The 14114-nt window shown below is 63.3% G+C and carries 16 protein-coding genes; 5 read left to right on the forward strand and 11 right to left on the reverse strand.

All coding sequences use genetic code 11. From position 1 onward, the window contains the following. Positions 1 to 20 precede the first annotated feature (20 nt). Positions 21 to 1277 carry an ergothioneine biosynthesis protein EgtB gene (egtB, locus tag AC1RLZ_RS00660; RefSeq protein WP_493187074.1) on the reverse strand — a complete coding sequence of 419 codons (1257 nt, stop codon included), beginning with the start codon at positions 1275 to 1277 and terminating at the stop codon, positions 21 to 23. Between the two features lie 328 nt (positions 1278 to 1605). Between egtB and grxD the strand changes: the two genes are divergently transcribed. The 4 genes from grxD to AC1RLZ_RS00680 are packed head-to-tail and all read left to right on the forward strand — an operon-like array spanning position 1606 to position 5090. Then, positions 1606 to 1941 (forward strand): Grx4 family monothiol glutaredoxin, encoded by a 336-nt coding sequence (grxD, locus tag AC1RLZ_RS00665; protein ID WP_371419872.1) that lies wholly within the window; start codon positions 1606 to 1608, stop codon positions 1939 to 1941. A 41-nt stretch (positions 1942 to 1982) separates the two neighbouring features. Beyond that, positions 1983 to 2483 carry an O-acetyl-ADP-ribose deacetylase gene (locus tag AC1RLZ_RS00670; RefSeq protein WP_493187075.1) on the forward strand — a complete coding sequence of 167 codons (501 nt, stop codon included), beginning with the start codon at positions 1983 to 1985 and terminating at the stop codon, positions 2481 to 2483. A gap of 47 nt (positions 2484 to 2530) precedes the next feature. After that, the gene (locus AC1RLZ_RS00675) at positions 2531 to 3829 is read left to right on the forward strand and encodes a serine hydrolase domain-containing protein (protein WP_493187076.1); all 1299 of its coding nucleotides are present in this window, start codon (positions 2531 to 2533) and stop codon (positions 3827 to 3829) included. Beyond that, positions 3810 to 5090 carry a serine hydrolase domain-containing protein gene (locus tag AC1RLZ_RS00680; RefSeq protein WP_493187077.1) on the forward strand — a complete coding sequence of 427 codons (1281 nt, stop codon included), beginning with the start codon at positions 3810 to 3812 and terminating at the stop codon, positions 5088 to 5090. The genes AC1RLZ_RS00675 and AC1RLZ_RS00680 overlap by 20 nt, the downstream gene beginning before the upstream one ends. 156 nt (positions 5091 to 5246) lie before the next feature. On the opposite strand, the gene AC1RLZ_RS00685 is transcribed toward AC1RLZ_RS00680, so the two are convergent. From AC1RLZ_RS00685 to rpe, 9 genes are all read right to left on the reverse strand, one after another. Then, positions 5247 to 6314: a threonine aldolase family protein gene (locus AC1RLZ_RS00685; protein ID WP_493187078.1), complete on the reverse strand. Its 1068-nt coding sequence runs from the start codon at positions 6312 to 6314 to the stop codon at positions 5247 to 5249. Positions 6315 to 6404: 90 nt separating this feature from the next. Then, a complete protein-coding gene (gene rpsD / locus AC1RLZ_RS00690; RefSeq protein ID WP_493187079.1) occupies positions 6405 to 7022 on the reverse strand; it encodes a 30S ribosomal protein S4 in 618 nt (205 codons plus the stop codon). A gap of 323 nt (positions 7023 to 7345) precedes the next feature. Next, the gene (locus AC1RLZ_RS00695; RefSeq protein WP_493187080.1) at positions 7346 to 8116 is read right to left on the reverse strand and encodes an HpcH/HpaI aldolase family protein; all 771 of its coding nucleotides are present in this window, start codon (positions 8114 to 8116) and stop codon (positions 7346 to 7348) included. 30 nt (positions 8117 to 8146) lie between these two features. Continuing rightward, on the reverse strand, positions 8147 to 8554 hold the full coding sequence (locus tag AC1RLZ_RS00700; protein ID WP_493187081.1) for a cupin domain-containing protein: 408 nt from the start codon (positions 8552 to 8554) through the stop codon (positions 8147 to 8149). Between the two features lie 83 nt (positions 8555 to 8637). After that, the gene (gene murI / locus AC1RLZ_RS00705) at positions 8638 to 9429 is read right to left on the reverse strand and encodes a glutamate racemase (protein ID WP_493187082.1); all 792 of its coding nucleotides are present in this window, start codon (positions 9427 to 9429) and stop codon (positions 8638 to 8640) included. Between the two features lie 319 nt (positions 9430 to 9748). Next, positions 9749 to 10303, reverse strand: coding sequence for an MOSC domain-containing protein (locus AC1RLZ_RS00710; RefSeq protein WP_493187083.1), 555 nt, complete (start codon positions 10301 to 10303; stop codon positions 9749 to 9751). An 82-nt stretch (positions 10304 to 10385) separates the two neighbouring features. Beyond that, positions 10386 to 11696 (reverse strand): adenylosuccinate lyase, encoded by a 1311-nt coding sequence (gene purB / locus AC1RLZ_RS00715; protein ID WP_493187084.1) that lies wholly within the window; start codon positions 11694 to 11696, stop codon positions 10386 to 10388. A gap of 99 nt (positions 11697 to 11795) precedes the next feature. Beyond that, a complete protein-coding gene (locus AC1RLZ_RS00720) occupies positions 11796 to 12032 on the reverse strand; it encodes a DUF2259 domain-containing protein (protein ID WP_493187085.1) in 237 nt (78 codons plus the stop codon). 111 nt (positions 12033 to 12143) lie between these two features. Beyond that, a complete protein-coding gene (gene rpe / locus AC1RLZ_RS00725; protein ID WP_371419860.1) occupies positions 12144 to 12845 on the reverse strand; it encodes a ribulose-phosphate 3-epimerase in 702 nt (233 codons plus the stop codon). 244 nt (positions 12846 to 13089) lie between these two features. On the opposite strand from rpe, the gene AC1RLZ_RS00730 reads away from it, so the two are divergent. Continuing rightward, a complete protein-coding gene (locus tag AC1RLZ_RS00730; protein WP_493187086.1) occupies positions 13090 to 13833 on the forward strand; it encodes an EF-hand domain-containing protein in 744 nt (247 codons plus the stop codon). Here the strand turns inward: AC1RLZ_RS00730 and AC1RLZ_RS00735 are convergent. Continuing rightward, positions 13798 to 14049, reverse strand: a complete 252-nt coding sequence (locus tag AC1RLZ_RS00735; RefSeq protein WP_493187087.1) for a KTSC domain-containing protein — start codon at positions 14047 to 14049, stop codon at positions 13798 to 13800. The two genes, AC1RLZ_RS00730 and AC1RLZ_RS00735, sit on opposite strands and share 36 nt — an antisense overlap. Between the last annotated feature and the right edge of the window lie 65 nt (positions 14050 to 14114).

The raw sequence follows: 14114 nt of genomic DNA on the forward strand, positions 1-14114 counted from the left end.
GGCGCCGTGATGTCAGGAAATCAGCTGCCGTAATCGGCCAGCCGCAGGCCCGTGAATTGCCAGCGATGGTGGGGATAGAAGAAATTGCGATAGGTGACGCGGCTGTGATTGTCCGGTGTCGCCAGCGATGAGCCGCGCAGCACCAGCTGATTGATCATGAACTTGCCGTTGTATTCGCCGAGCGCGCCTTCGATGGCGCGGTAGCCGGGATAGGCCGCATAGGCCGAACGCGTCCATTGCCAGACGATGCCGAACGCGTCGTTGAGCTGACCGGCGCGGGCTGCGACTTCCCATTCCATCTCGGTCGGCAGATGCTTGCCGCTCCAGCGTGCGAAAGCGTCGCATTCGTAATAGCTGACATGGCACACCGGCGCGTCGAGATCGATCGGCTTGAGACCGCCGAGCGTCATGATCTGCCATTCGCCATTGACCTTGCGCCAGTGACCGGGCGCCTGCCATTCCTCGCGGGCCACAGTGGCAAAGCCATCCATCAGCCACAGCGTGGCTTCCTGGTAGCCGCCGGCCTCCATGAAGGCGAGCCATTCGCGGTTGGTGACGAGATTGCGCGCGAGCTTGACGGGACCGACGAGGGCGCGATGCGCGGGCTTCTCATTGTCGAAATGGAAACTGTCGCTCTGATGGCCGATGGTGTGGATGCCTTCGGTCAGCGTGGTCCACGCATCGCCCGATCTGGTCGGTGCGGGAAAGCGCCAGTCGGAATCATAGGCCGGGGGGATCGGGTTCTGTGCAAATGCATGCAGGATGTCCGTGAGCATCAGCTCCTGATGCTGCTGCTCGTGATTGAAGCCGACTTCGAGCAGCGGGATCAGCGAGGTCAGCTTTTCGTCCGGCGTCTCGTTGAAGAATTTGATGACGGCCGCATCGACATGGTTGCGATAGGCCGTCACTTCATCGGCGCCCGGCCGGGTGAGGTGGCCGCGCTGTGCGCGGGCGTGGCGGGGACCGGCGGAGACGTAATAGGAGTTGAAGAGGTAAGCGTAATCGGGGTGATAGACCTTGTAGCCCGGCGCGTGATCGGAGAGCAGGAATTGCTCCCAGAACCAGGTCACGTGGGCGCGGTGCCACTTCGCCGGGCTGGCGTCGGGCATCGACTGCACCAACTGGTCTTCCGGGGAGAGCGGGGCGGCGCGGCGTTCGGTTTCGTGGCGGACGCTCAGGAAGGCGTCGCCCAGTCTTTGGGCCAGAGAGCCTGCGGGGGCGGATTCGGACGCAAGGGACGCGGTGCCTGAACTCACGGCAGAAGCTGGATTCGTCACGAAAGTCTCCGATTTTGGAGAGAACGTTGCTCTTGGTGATGGGTTCCCGAGCAGCCTGTCCTAAATAGGTCGTCGGATTGGTTATAAAAGGCCCGTCGTCATATGATCTTTGGCCCGGCCGGACTTGGCAAAAACTGCGGAAAAGTGACCGCGGCGGGCCAGCCATGAGGCTCTCGCGCCTGTGATTTCAAGCCTTTGACCCCGTCCTTAAGACTTGGGGTGCGGAACGGATTCGGCTACATATATGACAAGTCTGACCGGGCGGTTCGCCCGATGGCTGGACCGCCAACTCCAGACCTTGAATCTGGACCTTGAACAGGGACGTGACATGAGCATTGAGCAATTCATCGAGAACGAAGTGAAGACCAACGACGTGGTGCTGTTCATGAAGGGCACGCCGCAGTTTCCGCAGTGCGGTTTCTCGGGCCAGGTGGTTCAGATCCTCGATCACGTGGGCGTCGGCTACAAAGGCCTCAACGTTCTCGAATCCGCCGAGCTGCGCGACGGTATCAAGACCTATTCGAACTGGCCGACCATTCCGCAGCTTTATGTGAAGGGCGAATTCGTCGGCGGCTGTGACATCATCCGTGAGATGTTCCAGGCTGGCGAGTTGCAGAGCCTGCTGGCCGAGAAGGGCGTGATTGCCGCCCCGGCGTCGGCCTGATTTCAAGTCGACAAATAGGCACGGCGACGCTCGACGTCGTCGTGGCCGATATTACGACCCTCCGCGTTGACGCCATCGTCAACGCGGCCAATGCGTCGCTTCTCGGAGGCGGCGGTGTGGACGGCGCCATTCATCGGGCGGCCGGTCCCGAGTTGCTCGCGGAATGCCGCACCCTCGGGGGATGCGCCACCGGCGACGCCAAGATCACCAAAGGTTACAATTTACCGGCAGCGCATGTGATCCATGCGGTTGGTCCCGTCTGGCATGGCGGCAAGGCCGGCGAGGATGGGGCGCTGGCGTCCTGTTACCAACGGGCGCTGATGTTGTGTCAGGCGCATGGTCTGGTCTCCATTGCTTTTCCCGCCATCTCCACCGGCGTCTACGGCTTTCCGGCGGCGCGTGCCGCGCCCATCGCAATCGACTCGGTCATCGAGGGGTTGAAGGATGCGCCGGTGGTCACTGCCGTCACCTTCTGCTGCTTTTCCGAGCCGTCGGCGGATCTTCATCGCCGCGCGCTCGCACGCGCACTTCCCCTTGTCTGATACCGTCGTGCCGTTACACTCCGCCTGATCAGGCAAGAGGAGCGGCGATGAATTTGCGGCACGGACTACGCTCGCTGCTCTGCGGAGCGCTGTTGCTCGCCGGATCACCCGTCCTCGCCCAGGATCGCTTTGCCGCCGAAGGCACCTTCGACATTCCAGCCGGCGCCAAATTCTCGCAGGAGAAACTGGCTGCCATCGGCGAGTTCTTCCGCAAGCAGATCGCCGACGGCAAGATCCCCGGCGCCATCGTCCTGATCCAGCAGCACGGCAAGCCGGTCTACAAGGAATTCTTCGGCGTCCGCGATCCCGACACCAAGCAGCCGATGACCGATGACACGATCTTCCGGCTGCATTCCATGTCGAAGCCGATCACGTCCTTTGCGGCGATGATGTTGATCGATCAGGGCAAGCTCAAGCTCGACGATCCCGTCTCCAAATACATTCCGTCCTTTGCCAAGGCCAAGGTCGGCGTCGAGACGAAGCTGGAGAATGGCGAGAAGGCGCTGGACATCGTCGCGCCCGATCGCCCGGTGACGATCCGCGACCTGCTGCTGCACACGTCGGGCATCACTTACGGCTTCTATGGCGAGAGTCTGGTGCGTCGCGCCTATGGCAATGCGGATATCTACAGTGGCGATTTCGACAACAAGGAATTTGCCGACCGCATCGCGCAACTGCCGCTCGAGCACCAGCCCGGCACGCTGTGGGACTATGGACATTCCACCGACATTCTCGGCCGCGTGATCGAGATCGTCTCGGGCAAGTCGCTGCTCGGCTATGAGGAGGAGGCGTTTCTCGGACCGCTCGGCATGAAGGACACCGGCTTCTTCGTGAAGGAGAAGTCGAAGGAGGGCATGCTCGCCAAGCCGATGGCCTGGGATCGCGATTTCCGCACCGGACGGCAGGGGCGACCCGAGACCTATCAGAAATGGGAATCCGGCAGCGGCGGCATGGTGTCGACGCTGGCGGATTACACGAAGTTCGCGCAGATGCTGCTGAACGGCGGCGAATATGACGGCAAGCGCTTCATGAGCGCGGCGACGTTCAAGGACATGACCACCGATCACATCGGCAAGGATTCCGGCGTCGCGCGCGACTATCTGTATTTCCCCGGCGACGGCTTCGGCTTCGGCTATGGCTTTGCGGTGCGCACCGATCCCGGCAATGCCAAGCCGCCACCGCCGGGATCGCTTGGCGAACTGAAATGGGACGGCGCCAGTGGGTGCTACTTCGTCATCGATCCCAAACAGGATTTCTTCTTCATCCTGCTCGAGCAGACGCCGTCGGAGCGGCAGCGCATTCAAAGGTCATTGAAGCTGTTGGTCTATGAAGCGCTGGAGAAATAGGCGCGCCGCACTCCTGCTGCTGACGCTCTGCAGCGTCGGCACCATCGTCGCGCCTTCGCCGCCGGCCCGAGCCGAAAAACCGCAATCCATTGCGCGCGAATTCTCCGCCGAGAGACTGCTGGCGCTCGATCGCTATTTTCTCGACATGGTCGCGGAGCGGAAGATTCCCGGCGCGGTCGTGCTCGTGCAACAGCACGGCAAGCCGGTCTATTCGGATGTGTTCGGCAATCTCGACAGCGGGCACCCGATGACCAGGGATGCGATCTTCCGGCTGTATTCGATGACGAAACCGATCACCTCGGTGGCCGCGATGATGCTGGTCGAGGACGGCAGACTGCGCCTCGACGATCCCGTCGCGAAATACATTCCGGCTTTCGCGAAGGCGCAGGTGGGCGTCGACACCAACGGGGGCGACGAACACGCCACATTCGGTCTCGTGCCGCTGCAGCGGCCGATCACCATCGCGGATTTGCTCAGGCATACATCGGGCATCACCTACGGTTTCTATGGCGACGATCCCGCCCGGAAACGTTATGCGCAACTCGATATCTTCGGCCGCGACTGGGACAACGCCTCATGGGCCGATCGCATCGCGCAGCTTCCGCTCGCCGAGCAGCCCGGCACGCTGTGGGACTACGGCCATTCCACGGACATCCTTGGCCGTGTCATCGAAGTGGTGTCCGGGCAATCGCTCTATGAATTCCAGAAGAGCCGGCTGTTCGATCCCCTGGGGATGGTCGACACGTCATTCTACATCACGGACTACGCCAAGCGCGCCCGCGTCGCCGAGCCGTTCCCGGGTGATCGCATGGTGGGCGTGGTGATAGGCATTCACGATCCATCGCAAGTGAGGCGCTGGGAGGCCGGCGGCTCAGGTCTCGTCAGCACCACGGCGGATTACGCGCGTTTCCTTCAGATGCTGCTCAATGGCGGCATGCTCGACGGCAAGCGCTATCTCAAATCCGAGACCGTGGCGGAGATGACGCGCGATCACATCGGGCCGGAGAGCGGGGTGAAGCGCGACTATTATTACTTCCCGGGCGCCGGCAGTGGCTTCGGTCTCGGCTTTGCGGTGCGCACCAGGGAACTCGCCAGCGAGCCGGGCCCGATCGGCGAATATCGCTGGGATGGCGTCGGCGGCACGTTCTTCTGGGTCGATCCGAAGAACGACATGTTCGTGCTTGTGATGGCGCAGTCGCCATCGCAACGCGTGCGGATGGAGGTGGATGTGCGGAAGATCATCGCCGAGGCATTGAAGTAGGGGCTGCTATTTTCCCTCGCCCGCTTGCGGGGAGAGGGTGGCGCGGACGCAGTCCGCGACGGGTGAGGGGGAGCCAGTGTTTTACTCGCTGGCTCCCCCTCACCCGGATTGCTCGCTTCGCTCGCAACCCGACCTCTCCCCGCGAGCGGGGAGAGGTTAAATCCCGCGCACGATCTCCCTGATCAGCCCCAATGTCTCGTCGATCATGTCTGCCGTCACATCCAGATGGGTGCAGGCGCGGATGCGGCCGTCCATGGTGGCGAGGAGCACGCCTTTCGCGCGCAGAGCTTTCACCATGTCAGCGCCGCTGATGCCGGAGCCTGCGGGATCGAAGAAGACGAGATTGGTTTCCGGCTGCTGCACGTCGATGCCGTTGATCTGTGCCAGTCCGCTCGCAAGTGCGCGGGCATTGGCGTGATCGTCGGCCAATCGGTTCACATGATGATCGAGTGAATACAGACATCCCGCGGCGCTCATGCCGGCCTGGCGCATGGCGCCGCCCAGCCGCTGCTTCCAGTGCCAGACCTTGTCGATGAATGCGCGCGGGCCAGCCAGCGCAGCCCCGAGCGGTGCGCCGAGGCCCTTGGTGAAATCGATCCAGGCCGAGTCCCAGCCGGCCGCCATGTCGCGCGCGCTGATGCCGGTGGCGACACAGGCATTCAGCAGCCGCGCGCCATCCATGTGGGTGGCCATGCCCCGCGCGTGGGCGATGTCTGCGACTTCATCGAGATGTTGTTTGCTCCAGATCGTGCCGCCGCCGATATTGGCGGTCTGCTCAACGCTGACGAGCGTCTGCGGCATCTCGTAGCGCGTATGCGGATGCAATGCGGCGCGTAGCGCTTCAGGCGTGAATTTGCCATCGGCGCCATCCAGCCCGGTGATCTGGAAACCGCCGAGCGCGGCGTGGGTGCCGCCTTCGCGCGAGAGAATATGCGCGGTCTTGTGCGCGATCACTTCATCGCCGGGCCGGCAATGCACCAGCAGCGCCGTGACATTGCACATGGTGCCTGACGGCATGAACACCGCAGCTTCCTTGCCGAGCAGCTCCGCGACGCGGGCGCAGAGCGCATTCACGGTGGGATCATCGCCCATCTGTTCGTCGCCGACCTCGGCCGAGGCGATCGCCGCGCGCATCGCGGGCGTCGGCCGCGTCTGCGTGTCGGACAGAAGGTTGATGCGGACCGGCGGCTGTAACGGATCGGGCGAGGCGGGGGTGTGGGGCATGATGGCGTCCGTTCATGTGAGCGCTGAGCTTACACAACAAAAAAGGCCCCGGAAAATCCGGGGCCTTGATCTCGTCAGCGCTGTCAGAATTTAGCGCGAATAGAATTCGACGATCAGATGCGGTTCCATCTGCACGGCGAAGGGAACGTCCGACAGCTGCGGAATGCGGATGAACTTGGCGGTCATCTTGCTGTGGTCGGTTTCGACGTAATCCGGGGTGTCGCGTTCGCCGAGCTGGCTGGCTTCCAGAACGAAAGCGAGCTGCTTGGAGGATTCCTTGACCTCGATGACGTCGCCGACCTTCACGAGATAGCTCGCGATGTTGACGCGCTTGCCGTTCACCTTGATGTGGCCGTGGTTGATGAACTGACGGGCCGCAAACATGGTGGAGACGAACTTGGCGCGATACACGACGGTGTCGAGGCGGCGCTCGAGCAGGCCGATCAGGTTTTCACCAGTGTCGCCCTTGAGACGGCCGGCTTCCACATAGATGGAGTGGAACTGGCGCTCGGAAATGTTGGCGTAATAGCCCTTCAGCTTCTGCTTGGCGCGCAGCTGCGTGCCGAAGTCGGAGAGCTTGCCCTTGCGGCGCTGGCCGTGCTGGCCGGGGCCGTATTCACGCTTGTTGACCGGAGATTTGGGACGACCCCAAATGTTCTGGCCCATACGGCGGTCGATTTTATATTTAGCTTCACTACGCTTTGTCATCGCGTCCTCGATGTTGTCAGCCATCGCGAAGCGATGGCTCTTTTGGTGGATGTGAGGAGACGCGCCCTCCTGTGTACCGCGATCAGTCCATGGTCTGAAAACAGAGGTCTGGAAAATCCCGGCACCGACAGGTTCATTCCCAAAGCTGGGTGGAGAACCACGGGTGCGAAACGCTTCGCGGGCCGAAAACGGCCCGCGAGCAGGGCGGTTTCTAGGGGGCGGGGCCGGTTATGTCAATTGAAAGACACGCTTTTTGCCGTTTGGCGGGTTTATAGCGCCAATCCGGCCGGTTCCGGCGCAAAATCGGCCTCGAAAGGGCAGTTTTATCGCCTGATGCCCTCGAATCCGGCGGCGATTCCGCGCTGGAACAGTGACCAGTCGAATCCCAGTGCCAGGGCCACATAGCCCCGTTCGATCATGGCATTCCCCATATCTGCGTTCAGCGCCGCCCCGCCCAGCGGAACGCCTGACTTGAGAATGCCAGCCTCGGCCCGGGCGACCAGCGCCTGCACCTCGGGATCGCCCGGCTGGCCGCGCTTGCCGATGGATGTGGCGAGGTCGCCGACGCCGATCACCGCGATGTCGATGCCATCAGTGGCCATGATCTCGTCGATCCGGTTCACCGCATCGATATGCTCGATGGTGACCATACAGATCATGCTGTCGTCCGCGCGGGCCATGTAATCGGGCATGCCGGTGTTCCAGCGGAACGGCGCATGGAACGGTCCCCACAGCCGCTCGCCCTCGGGCGGATAACGCAGGCTGCGCACAGCCTTGGTCGCATCGTCGGCGCTGTTGATCATCGGGAAGTTGATGCCCATGGCGCCGAAATCCATCGGCGCTTTCGCCAGCCAGGGCTCGTTCGCGGCGACACGCACCAATGGCGTGCAGGGCGTGCCTGCGGTGGCCATGATCATCCCGTGGGCGGTGTTGAGATCGATCGGGCCGTGTTCGAGGTCGACGATGATCCAGTCCAGCGACTGCGCCATGATGCGCACGGTCTGGATCGACGGGATGGTGGCGATGGCCCCGAACGTGGGGCGCCCCTCGCGCCATTTCTGCTTGAGGTCGTGAAATGGCGCGGGGGTCGTCATGGGCTTTGGTAGATCCTGTGACTTCAGTGTCTATTTCGGCGCGGGCGTTGCCAGCGGCTTGCCGTCTTCCACGACATAGACTGCCATGATCTTCAGGCCCTTGTCGCCGGTCTTCACGTCATGCGGAATCCCGGCCGGGACGGCATAGGAATCGCCGGCCTTGAGCGCCTTGTCCGGCTGGCCCTCGACGATCAGCGTCGCGTCGCCATCGAGAACGTAACCGGTATCGATACCCGGATGGGTATGGCGGCCGGCGAGCTGGTTCGGGCCGAGCTCAGCCACGACCGTCACGATGTGATGGCCGGCGGGATATTTGACGTCCTGCAGCGGCGTGCGCTTGATGCCTTGTGCATTGGCAGTGCCGGCGCAGGCTGTGATCGCCACGCCGACAAGGAGTGTCTTGAGAAGGCCATTCTTCAGAAAATTCGTCTTGAACATGCTGGTCTCCCTTTGCCGTTCTCTTTTCGGAACGGCGCGCCGCAAGGCTAGCAGCGCGCGGGGGAAAGTCGAGACGTCGGTTGCTAAGCCGCGACCTGCCTGCCGAAGAACGGCGCAAGCGCTTCCGGCCAGGCGTGGCGCTTGCCGGAGGTGTAGAGCAGCACGGCATCGGCGGGCGGCACGCCGGGCTGATGATCTCCGATCAGGCCGACCACGCGGCGTGCGATCGCGGGAGCCGGATCGATCCATGCCACCGGCCACGGGGCGATGCGATCAAGGTGGTCGAGCAACAGCGGGTAGTGAGTGCAAGCGAGCACGATCGTGTCGGTGCGGGCGCCGGCGGCATCCTGCACAAAACAGGGCGCGATCTCGCGAAACAGGTCGGCGTCGTCGATGTCGGTGCCGCCCAGGGCCTCTTCCGCCATGGAAGCCAGATCGGCCGAGCCGACCAGCGTGACGATGCAGCCGCCGCCGAATTCGCGGATCAGCGTCTGGGTATATTCGCGCTTCACGGTGCCCGACGTGCCAAGCACCGAGACGCGCTTGGTCACTGAGCGCGCGCAGGCCGGCTTGATCGCCGGCACGGTGCCGACGAAGGGCACTGTGTAAGTGGCGCGCAGATGGGTGAGCACCAGCGTCGAGGCCGTGTTGCAGGCAATGACCACGAGGTCCGGCCGGTGGGCGGCGATCAGCTCGCCCATCAGCGGCACCACGCGGCCGATCAGCGCCTCTTCGGTGTGCTGGCCGTAGGGAAAGAATGCGTCATCGGCCACATAGACATAGCGGGCATCCGGACGTGCCTTCGCAATCTCGCGCTGGACGGTGAGACCGCCGAGACCGGAGTCGAACACAAGGATGGTGGGACGCGTCGGCATCATGAGAGCCTAGGGGAGGATGGTTACTGCGGAGTTGCTGCGGGTCTGGCAATCAAGACAGGGGCATTCGGGCTTTTTCGGGAAGGGCGGCGGTTCTTAACCTCTCCCCGCTCTGCGCGGGGAGAGGTCGCCCGGCGTAGCGCAGCGAAGCCGGGCGGGTGAGGGGCAAGGCACGCGCTCACCGCTTGTTGCGCTCTCTCGGATCGGAATCTTCGATCCGAAAACGATACGCTTAGGACAGGCCAATGCCTCGCCCCTCACCCCACCCCTCTCCCCGCGCAAGATGCGGGGAGAGGGAGCTTACCGCGCTCGCGGTTGGCTACACCGGCTCCAACGGCCGTCGCTGACCTTCCGGCAGCTCAATGTCTATCGCATCGCCGGGCGCCACCTCGCCGTCCGACACCACGATCGCCATCACGCCGGCCTTGTAGACGGCGCGGCCGTGGGCATCGCGCGCTTCTGTCGCCGCTTTGAGACCCTGCTGAAACTTGTCCATCAGCACGCAGGGCTCGCGCAGGCCGGTGAGTTCGATGATCGCATGCGCGCCGAGATGCAGCCGGGTGCCGGTGGGCAATGCTGCGAGGTCGATCCCCGATGTGGTGACATTCTCGCCGAGATCGCCGGGCTGGATCGTGAAGCCCTTGGCGCGCAATTCGTCGAACAGCTCGGACGGGATCAGATGCACCTGGCGCAGATTCGGCATGGCGGGATCGCGGCGGCGATCGTAGCGGTGCTTCACCAGCACGCCCATATGGCCGTCGCCTTCGACGCCAAGGCCCGAGAGCAGGTGAATGCGCAGGCCTGGCGTCTTGCTGAAGTGATGACCGCGTCGCAGACATACGGCGACGATGTAGCCAGCGGACTCCGTCCTCATGGTGAGGAGGCGCCGCTTCGGCGCCGTCTCGAACCATGGCGTGCGGCGCTCATCCTTCGAGACGCGACGAAGACGTCGCTCCTCAGGATGAGGTACCGAATACGCGCGTGAAGATCGTGTCGACGTGCTTGAAGTGATAGCCGAGGTCGAACTGCTCCTCGATCTCCGCATCCGTGAGATACTTCTTCACGTCGGCGTCCTTCTTCAGCAGCGTCTGGAAGTCGCCTTCGCCGCGCCACACCGGCATGGCGTTGCGCTGCACGAGCTTGTAGGCGTCCTCGCGCGATGCACCCTTCTGGGTCAGCGCGATCAAGAGGCGCTGCGAATGCACGAGGCCGCCGAGGCGGTCGAGGTTCTTCTGCATGTTGGCGGGATATACCAGCAGCTTTTCGATCACGCCGGCCATGCGGTTGAGTGCGAAGTCCAGGGTCACCGTGGCATCCGGGCCGAACATGCGCTCGGCGGAGGAGTGCGAGATATCGCGCTCATGCCACAGCACCACGTTTTCCATCGCGGGCGTTACATAGGCGCGCACCATGCGGGCGAGGCCGGTGATGTTTTCGGTCAGCACGGGGTTGCGCTTGTGCGGCATGGCCGACGAACCCTTCTGGCCCTCGGAGAAGAACTCCTCGGCTTCCAGCACTTCGGTGCGCTGCATGTGGCGCACTTCTGTCGCAAGACGTTCCATCGACGAGGCGATCACGCCGAGCGTCGCGAAGAACATCGCGTGGCGGTCGCGCGGGATCACCTGCGTCGAGATCGGTTCGGGCTTGAGGCCCATTGCTTTCGCGACATGTTCTTCAACGCGCGGATCGATCTGCGCGAAGGTGCCGACGGCGCCGGAGATGGCGCAGGTGGCGACTTCCTCGCGCGCAGTCACGAGACGCGCGCGGGCGCGGGTGAATTCCGCATAGGCGTAAGCGAGCTTGAGGCCGAAGGTGACCGGCTCAGCATGGATGCCGTGGGAGCGGCCGATGGTCGGCGTCATCTTGTGCTCGAAAGCGCGGGTCTTCAGCGCGGCCAGCAGGCGGTCGACGTCGGCGATCAGGATATCGGCGCAGCGGGTGAGCTGCACGTTGAGGCATGTATCGAGCACGTCGGACGAGGTCATGCCCTGATGCACGAAGCGCGCCTCGGAACCGACGATCTCGGCCAGATGGGTCAGGAAGGCGATGACGTCATGCTTGGTCTCGCGCTCGATCTCGTCGATACGCTCCACATTGAAGGTGGCATCCTTGGCCTTGGCCCAGATCGTCTTCGCCGCGTCCTTCGGAATGGTACCGAGTTCCGCCAGCGCATCGGCCGCATGGGCCTCGATCTCGAACCAGATCTTGAAGCGGGTCTGCGGCTCCCAAATGGAGGCCATTTCCGGACGGGTATAGCGAGGGATCATTGCGCACTCTGACGTTTGGGGGATTACGCCGCGCTTTAGCAGATCGGGGCTGGGGAGGCCACCTCGGATGCGTCTGGAGGGCTGATTTTCCTGCCGAATTTACGGCTTTGGCAACCGTGCCGTCACCGCCATGAAGCGCCGGTTCGGCCCCGCGTGAAACTGGTCGGCGTCTACGGTCTCCACCAGCACCGCCAGCGTCGGCGCGCCGTCTTTGGCCTGATGATGATAGGCTTCAGCGATCCCGTAGGCAGTCACGCAGCGGCGGCGCTTCGGCAGTTGCTTGTCCTGCGCCAGTGTAACGGGTGCTGCGCCGTCGATACTCAGTCGCAGTGTCATGCCGGTGACGATGACGCTGCCAGTGGTGCCGCGGCCGCCGGCGCCGTAGCATGACGCCTTGCCGAGCGCCTGCGGAGGCGTGGCTGTTTGATATTTGAATCGGGAGAGGTGCTACACCATCTCGCCGCGGGCATTCGCGGCCGCCGCGCGGATACCGTCGATGTTGGCCTTATAGCTTTCCACCGTGCCGCCCTTGAACACGGCCGAGCCGGCGACGAACGCATTCGCGCCTGCCGCGGCGAGTTGCCCCGCGACTGCAGCGGATACGCCGCCATCGACCTCGATATCGATCGGGCGGCCTGCGGTCATCGCGCGCAGGTCCGAGATCTTGCCGAGTGCGGACGGAATGAAGGCCTGGCCGCCGAAGCCGGGATTGACGGACATCACCAGCACCAGATCGACGAGATCGAGCACATATTCGATGGCCGTGATCGGCGTGCCGGGATTGAGCGAGACGCCGGCCTTCTTGCCGAGATTGCGGATCGCCTGCAGCGAGCGATGCAGATGCGGACCTGCTTCGGCGTGCACGGTGATGTGGTCGCAGCCGGCCTTGGCGAAGGCTTCGAGATAGGGGTCACAAGGCGCGATCATCAGATGCGCGTCGAAGATCTTCTTGGTATGCGGGCGCATCGCCTTGATGACGTCGGGGCCGTAGGAAATGTTCGGCACGAAATGGCCGTCCATGACATCGAGATGCATCCAGTCGGCGCCGGCGGTATCCACGGCGCGGACCTCTTCGCCGAGCCTGGCGAAATCGGCGGCCAGGATGGATGGCGCGATCACCAGCGGACGGGGCGTGAAGCTCTGGGACATCGGGTTTTCCTGAACGTTTTTGGACGGCGGCGAATGGATCGCCTCGCGTAACATGGGGCCGGGGAGCGGGCAACGCTCGCCGCGCGCCGGCAAGTTCTGCCGCGGCGGCATGATTTGCCGGGACATATGCGCGCGGCCTCTGATGTGGACCGTTGTTTTATCGACGTTTTTTCGCTGGCACGCGGCTTGCTGAAATCCTTGCAGGGAATTGCGCCGCGGATGCGGCATGAGCAGGAGACACGCGATGTTGCAGGCCCTCGGTCTTGCCGCGTCCGCACTGGATGCGCTGCAGGCGCTGACGTCGAAGAAGACCACTGCGTCGAAGCCGACCACCGGCGTCACACAGCCGGCGGCGAGCGTCTTCAATATCTCCAACACGACGTCGCAGACCAGTTCGTCGACGTCGTCGACATCGAGCGCCAGTTCGTCAGCCTCGACCTCGATTTCGGCCGGCACGATGAGCGCGCTGCTGGATGCGCAGAGCCAGTCGGTCTCGTCGTCCTCGAAGAGTCGGTCGGACGCGCTGAAGAGCCTGTTTGCGCAGCTCGATGGCGACGGCAGCGGCGGGATCAGCAAGGCGGAATTCGAGGACAAGCTCGGCGCCGGTGGCACCAATGTGGAGAATGCCGACAAGGTCTTCGCCAAGCTCGACAAGAATGGCGATGGATCGGTGAGCCTGGATGAGCTCGGCTCGGCGCTCAAGGGCGCCGGCAAGTCCCATCACGCCGGCGGCGGCGGCAAGGGCAGTGGCGCTGGAGGCGATTCCGATACTGCCGGTTCGACCACGACAACCACGATGAACGCCGATGGCAGCACCACGACATCCATCGCATATGCGGACGGATCGACGGTGACGTCGACGACAGCCGTCCCGTCATCGTCGACGACCTCCACCGCGAACTCGTCCTATAACGCGATCGAAAAGATGATCGCGCGTCAGGCGCAGCAGATCTCAAATGCGAAGTCGACGCTGGCGATCAGCGCCTGATCCGCGTTCCGGCCCCGAACGCGTCAGCTCGCGATAGGCGAAGCGATCGCGAATACGGTGGTTGAAGAACGCTCCGCGTGACGCTGCGCCGCTGAAAGCCGCGTAAACTTCCGGCGGCACCTGCGCATAAGCATACCGACGACCGCTGGTGAAAGTGACGCGCAATTCGCGAGTCACCGGATCGTAGATGAGATGTCGAATCGCACTCGACGGCATCGCACGTCCTCCGAATGTCTCTCGGATAGAAACAACGACCGGCGCGATTGGTTGCGGAGCGATGA

This window comes from Tardiphaga sp. GW822-FHT04G09 (genome assembly GCF_058800725.1).

Coding starts and splice junctions, on each gene's coding strand:
- grxD (WP_371419872.1), top strand. CDS start 1,606: ATGAGCATTGAGCAATTCATCGAGAACGAAGTGAAGACCAACGACGTG.
- AC1RLZ_RS00695 (WP_493187080.1), bottom strand. CDS start 8,116: ATGACGACCCCCGCGCCATTTCACGACCTCAAGCAGAAATGGCGCGAG.
- rpsD (WP_493187079.1), bottom strand. CDS start 7,022: ATGACAAAGCGTAGTGAAGCTAAATATAAAATCGACCGCCGTATGGGC.
- purB (WP_493187084.1), bottom strand. CDS start 11,696: ATGATCCCTCGCTATACCCGTCCGGAAATGGCCTCCATTTGGGAGCCG.
- AC1RLZ_RS00735 (WP_493187087.1), bottom strand. CDS start 14,049: ATGCCGTCGAGTGCGATTCGACATCTCATCTACGATCCGGTGACTCGC.
- murI (WP_493187082.1), bottom strand. CDS start 9,429: ATGCCGACGCGTCCCACCATCCTTGTGTTCGACTCCGGTCTCGGCGGT.
- AC1RLZ_RS00710 (WP_493187083.1), bottom strand. CDS start 10,303: ATGAGGACGGAGTCCGCTGGCTACATCGTCGCCGTATGTCTGCGACGC.
- AC1RLZ_RS00680 (WP_493187077.1), top strand. CDS start 3,810: ATGAAGCGCTGGAGAAATAGGCGCGCCGCACTCCTGCTGCTGACGCTC.
- AC1RLZ_RS00700 (WP_493187081.1), bottom strand. CDS start 8,554: ATGTTCAAGACGAATTTTCTGAAGAATGGCCTTCTCAAGACACTCCTT.
- AC1RLZ_RS00730 (WP_493187086.1), top strand. CDS start 13,090: ATGTTGCAGGCCCTCGGTCTTGCCGCGTCCGCACTGGATGCGCTGCAG.
- AC1RLZ_RS00720 (WP_493187085.1), bottom strand. CDS start 12,032: ATGACACTGCGACTGAGTATCGACGGCGCAGCACCCGTTACACTGGCG.
- AC1RLZ_RS00675 (WP_493187076.1), top strand. CDS start 2,531: ATGAATTTGCGGCACGGACTACGCTCGCTGCTCTGCGGAGCGCTGTTG.
- rpe (WP_371419860.1), bottom strand. CDS start 12,845: ATGTCCCAGAGCTTCACGCCCCGTCCGCTGGTGATCGCGCCATCCATC.
- AC1RLZ_RS00685 (WP_493187078.1), bottom strand. CDS start 6,314: ATGCCCCACACCCCCGCCTCGCCCGATCCGTTACAGCCGCCGGTCCGC.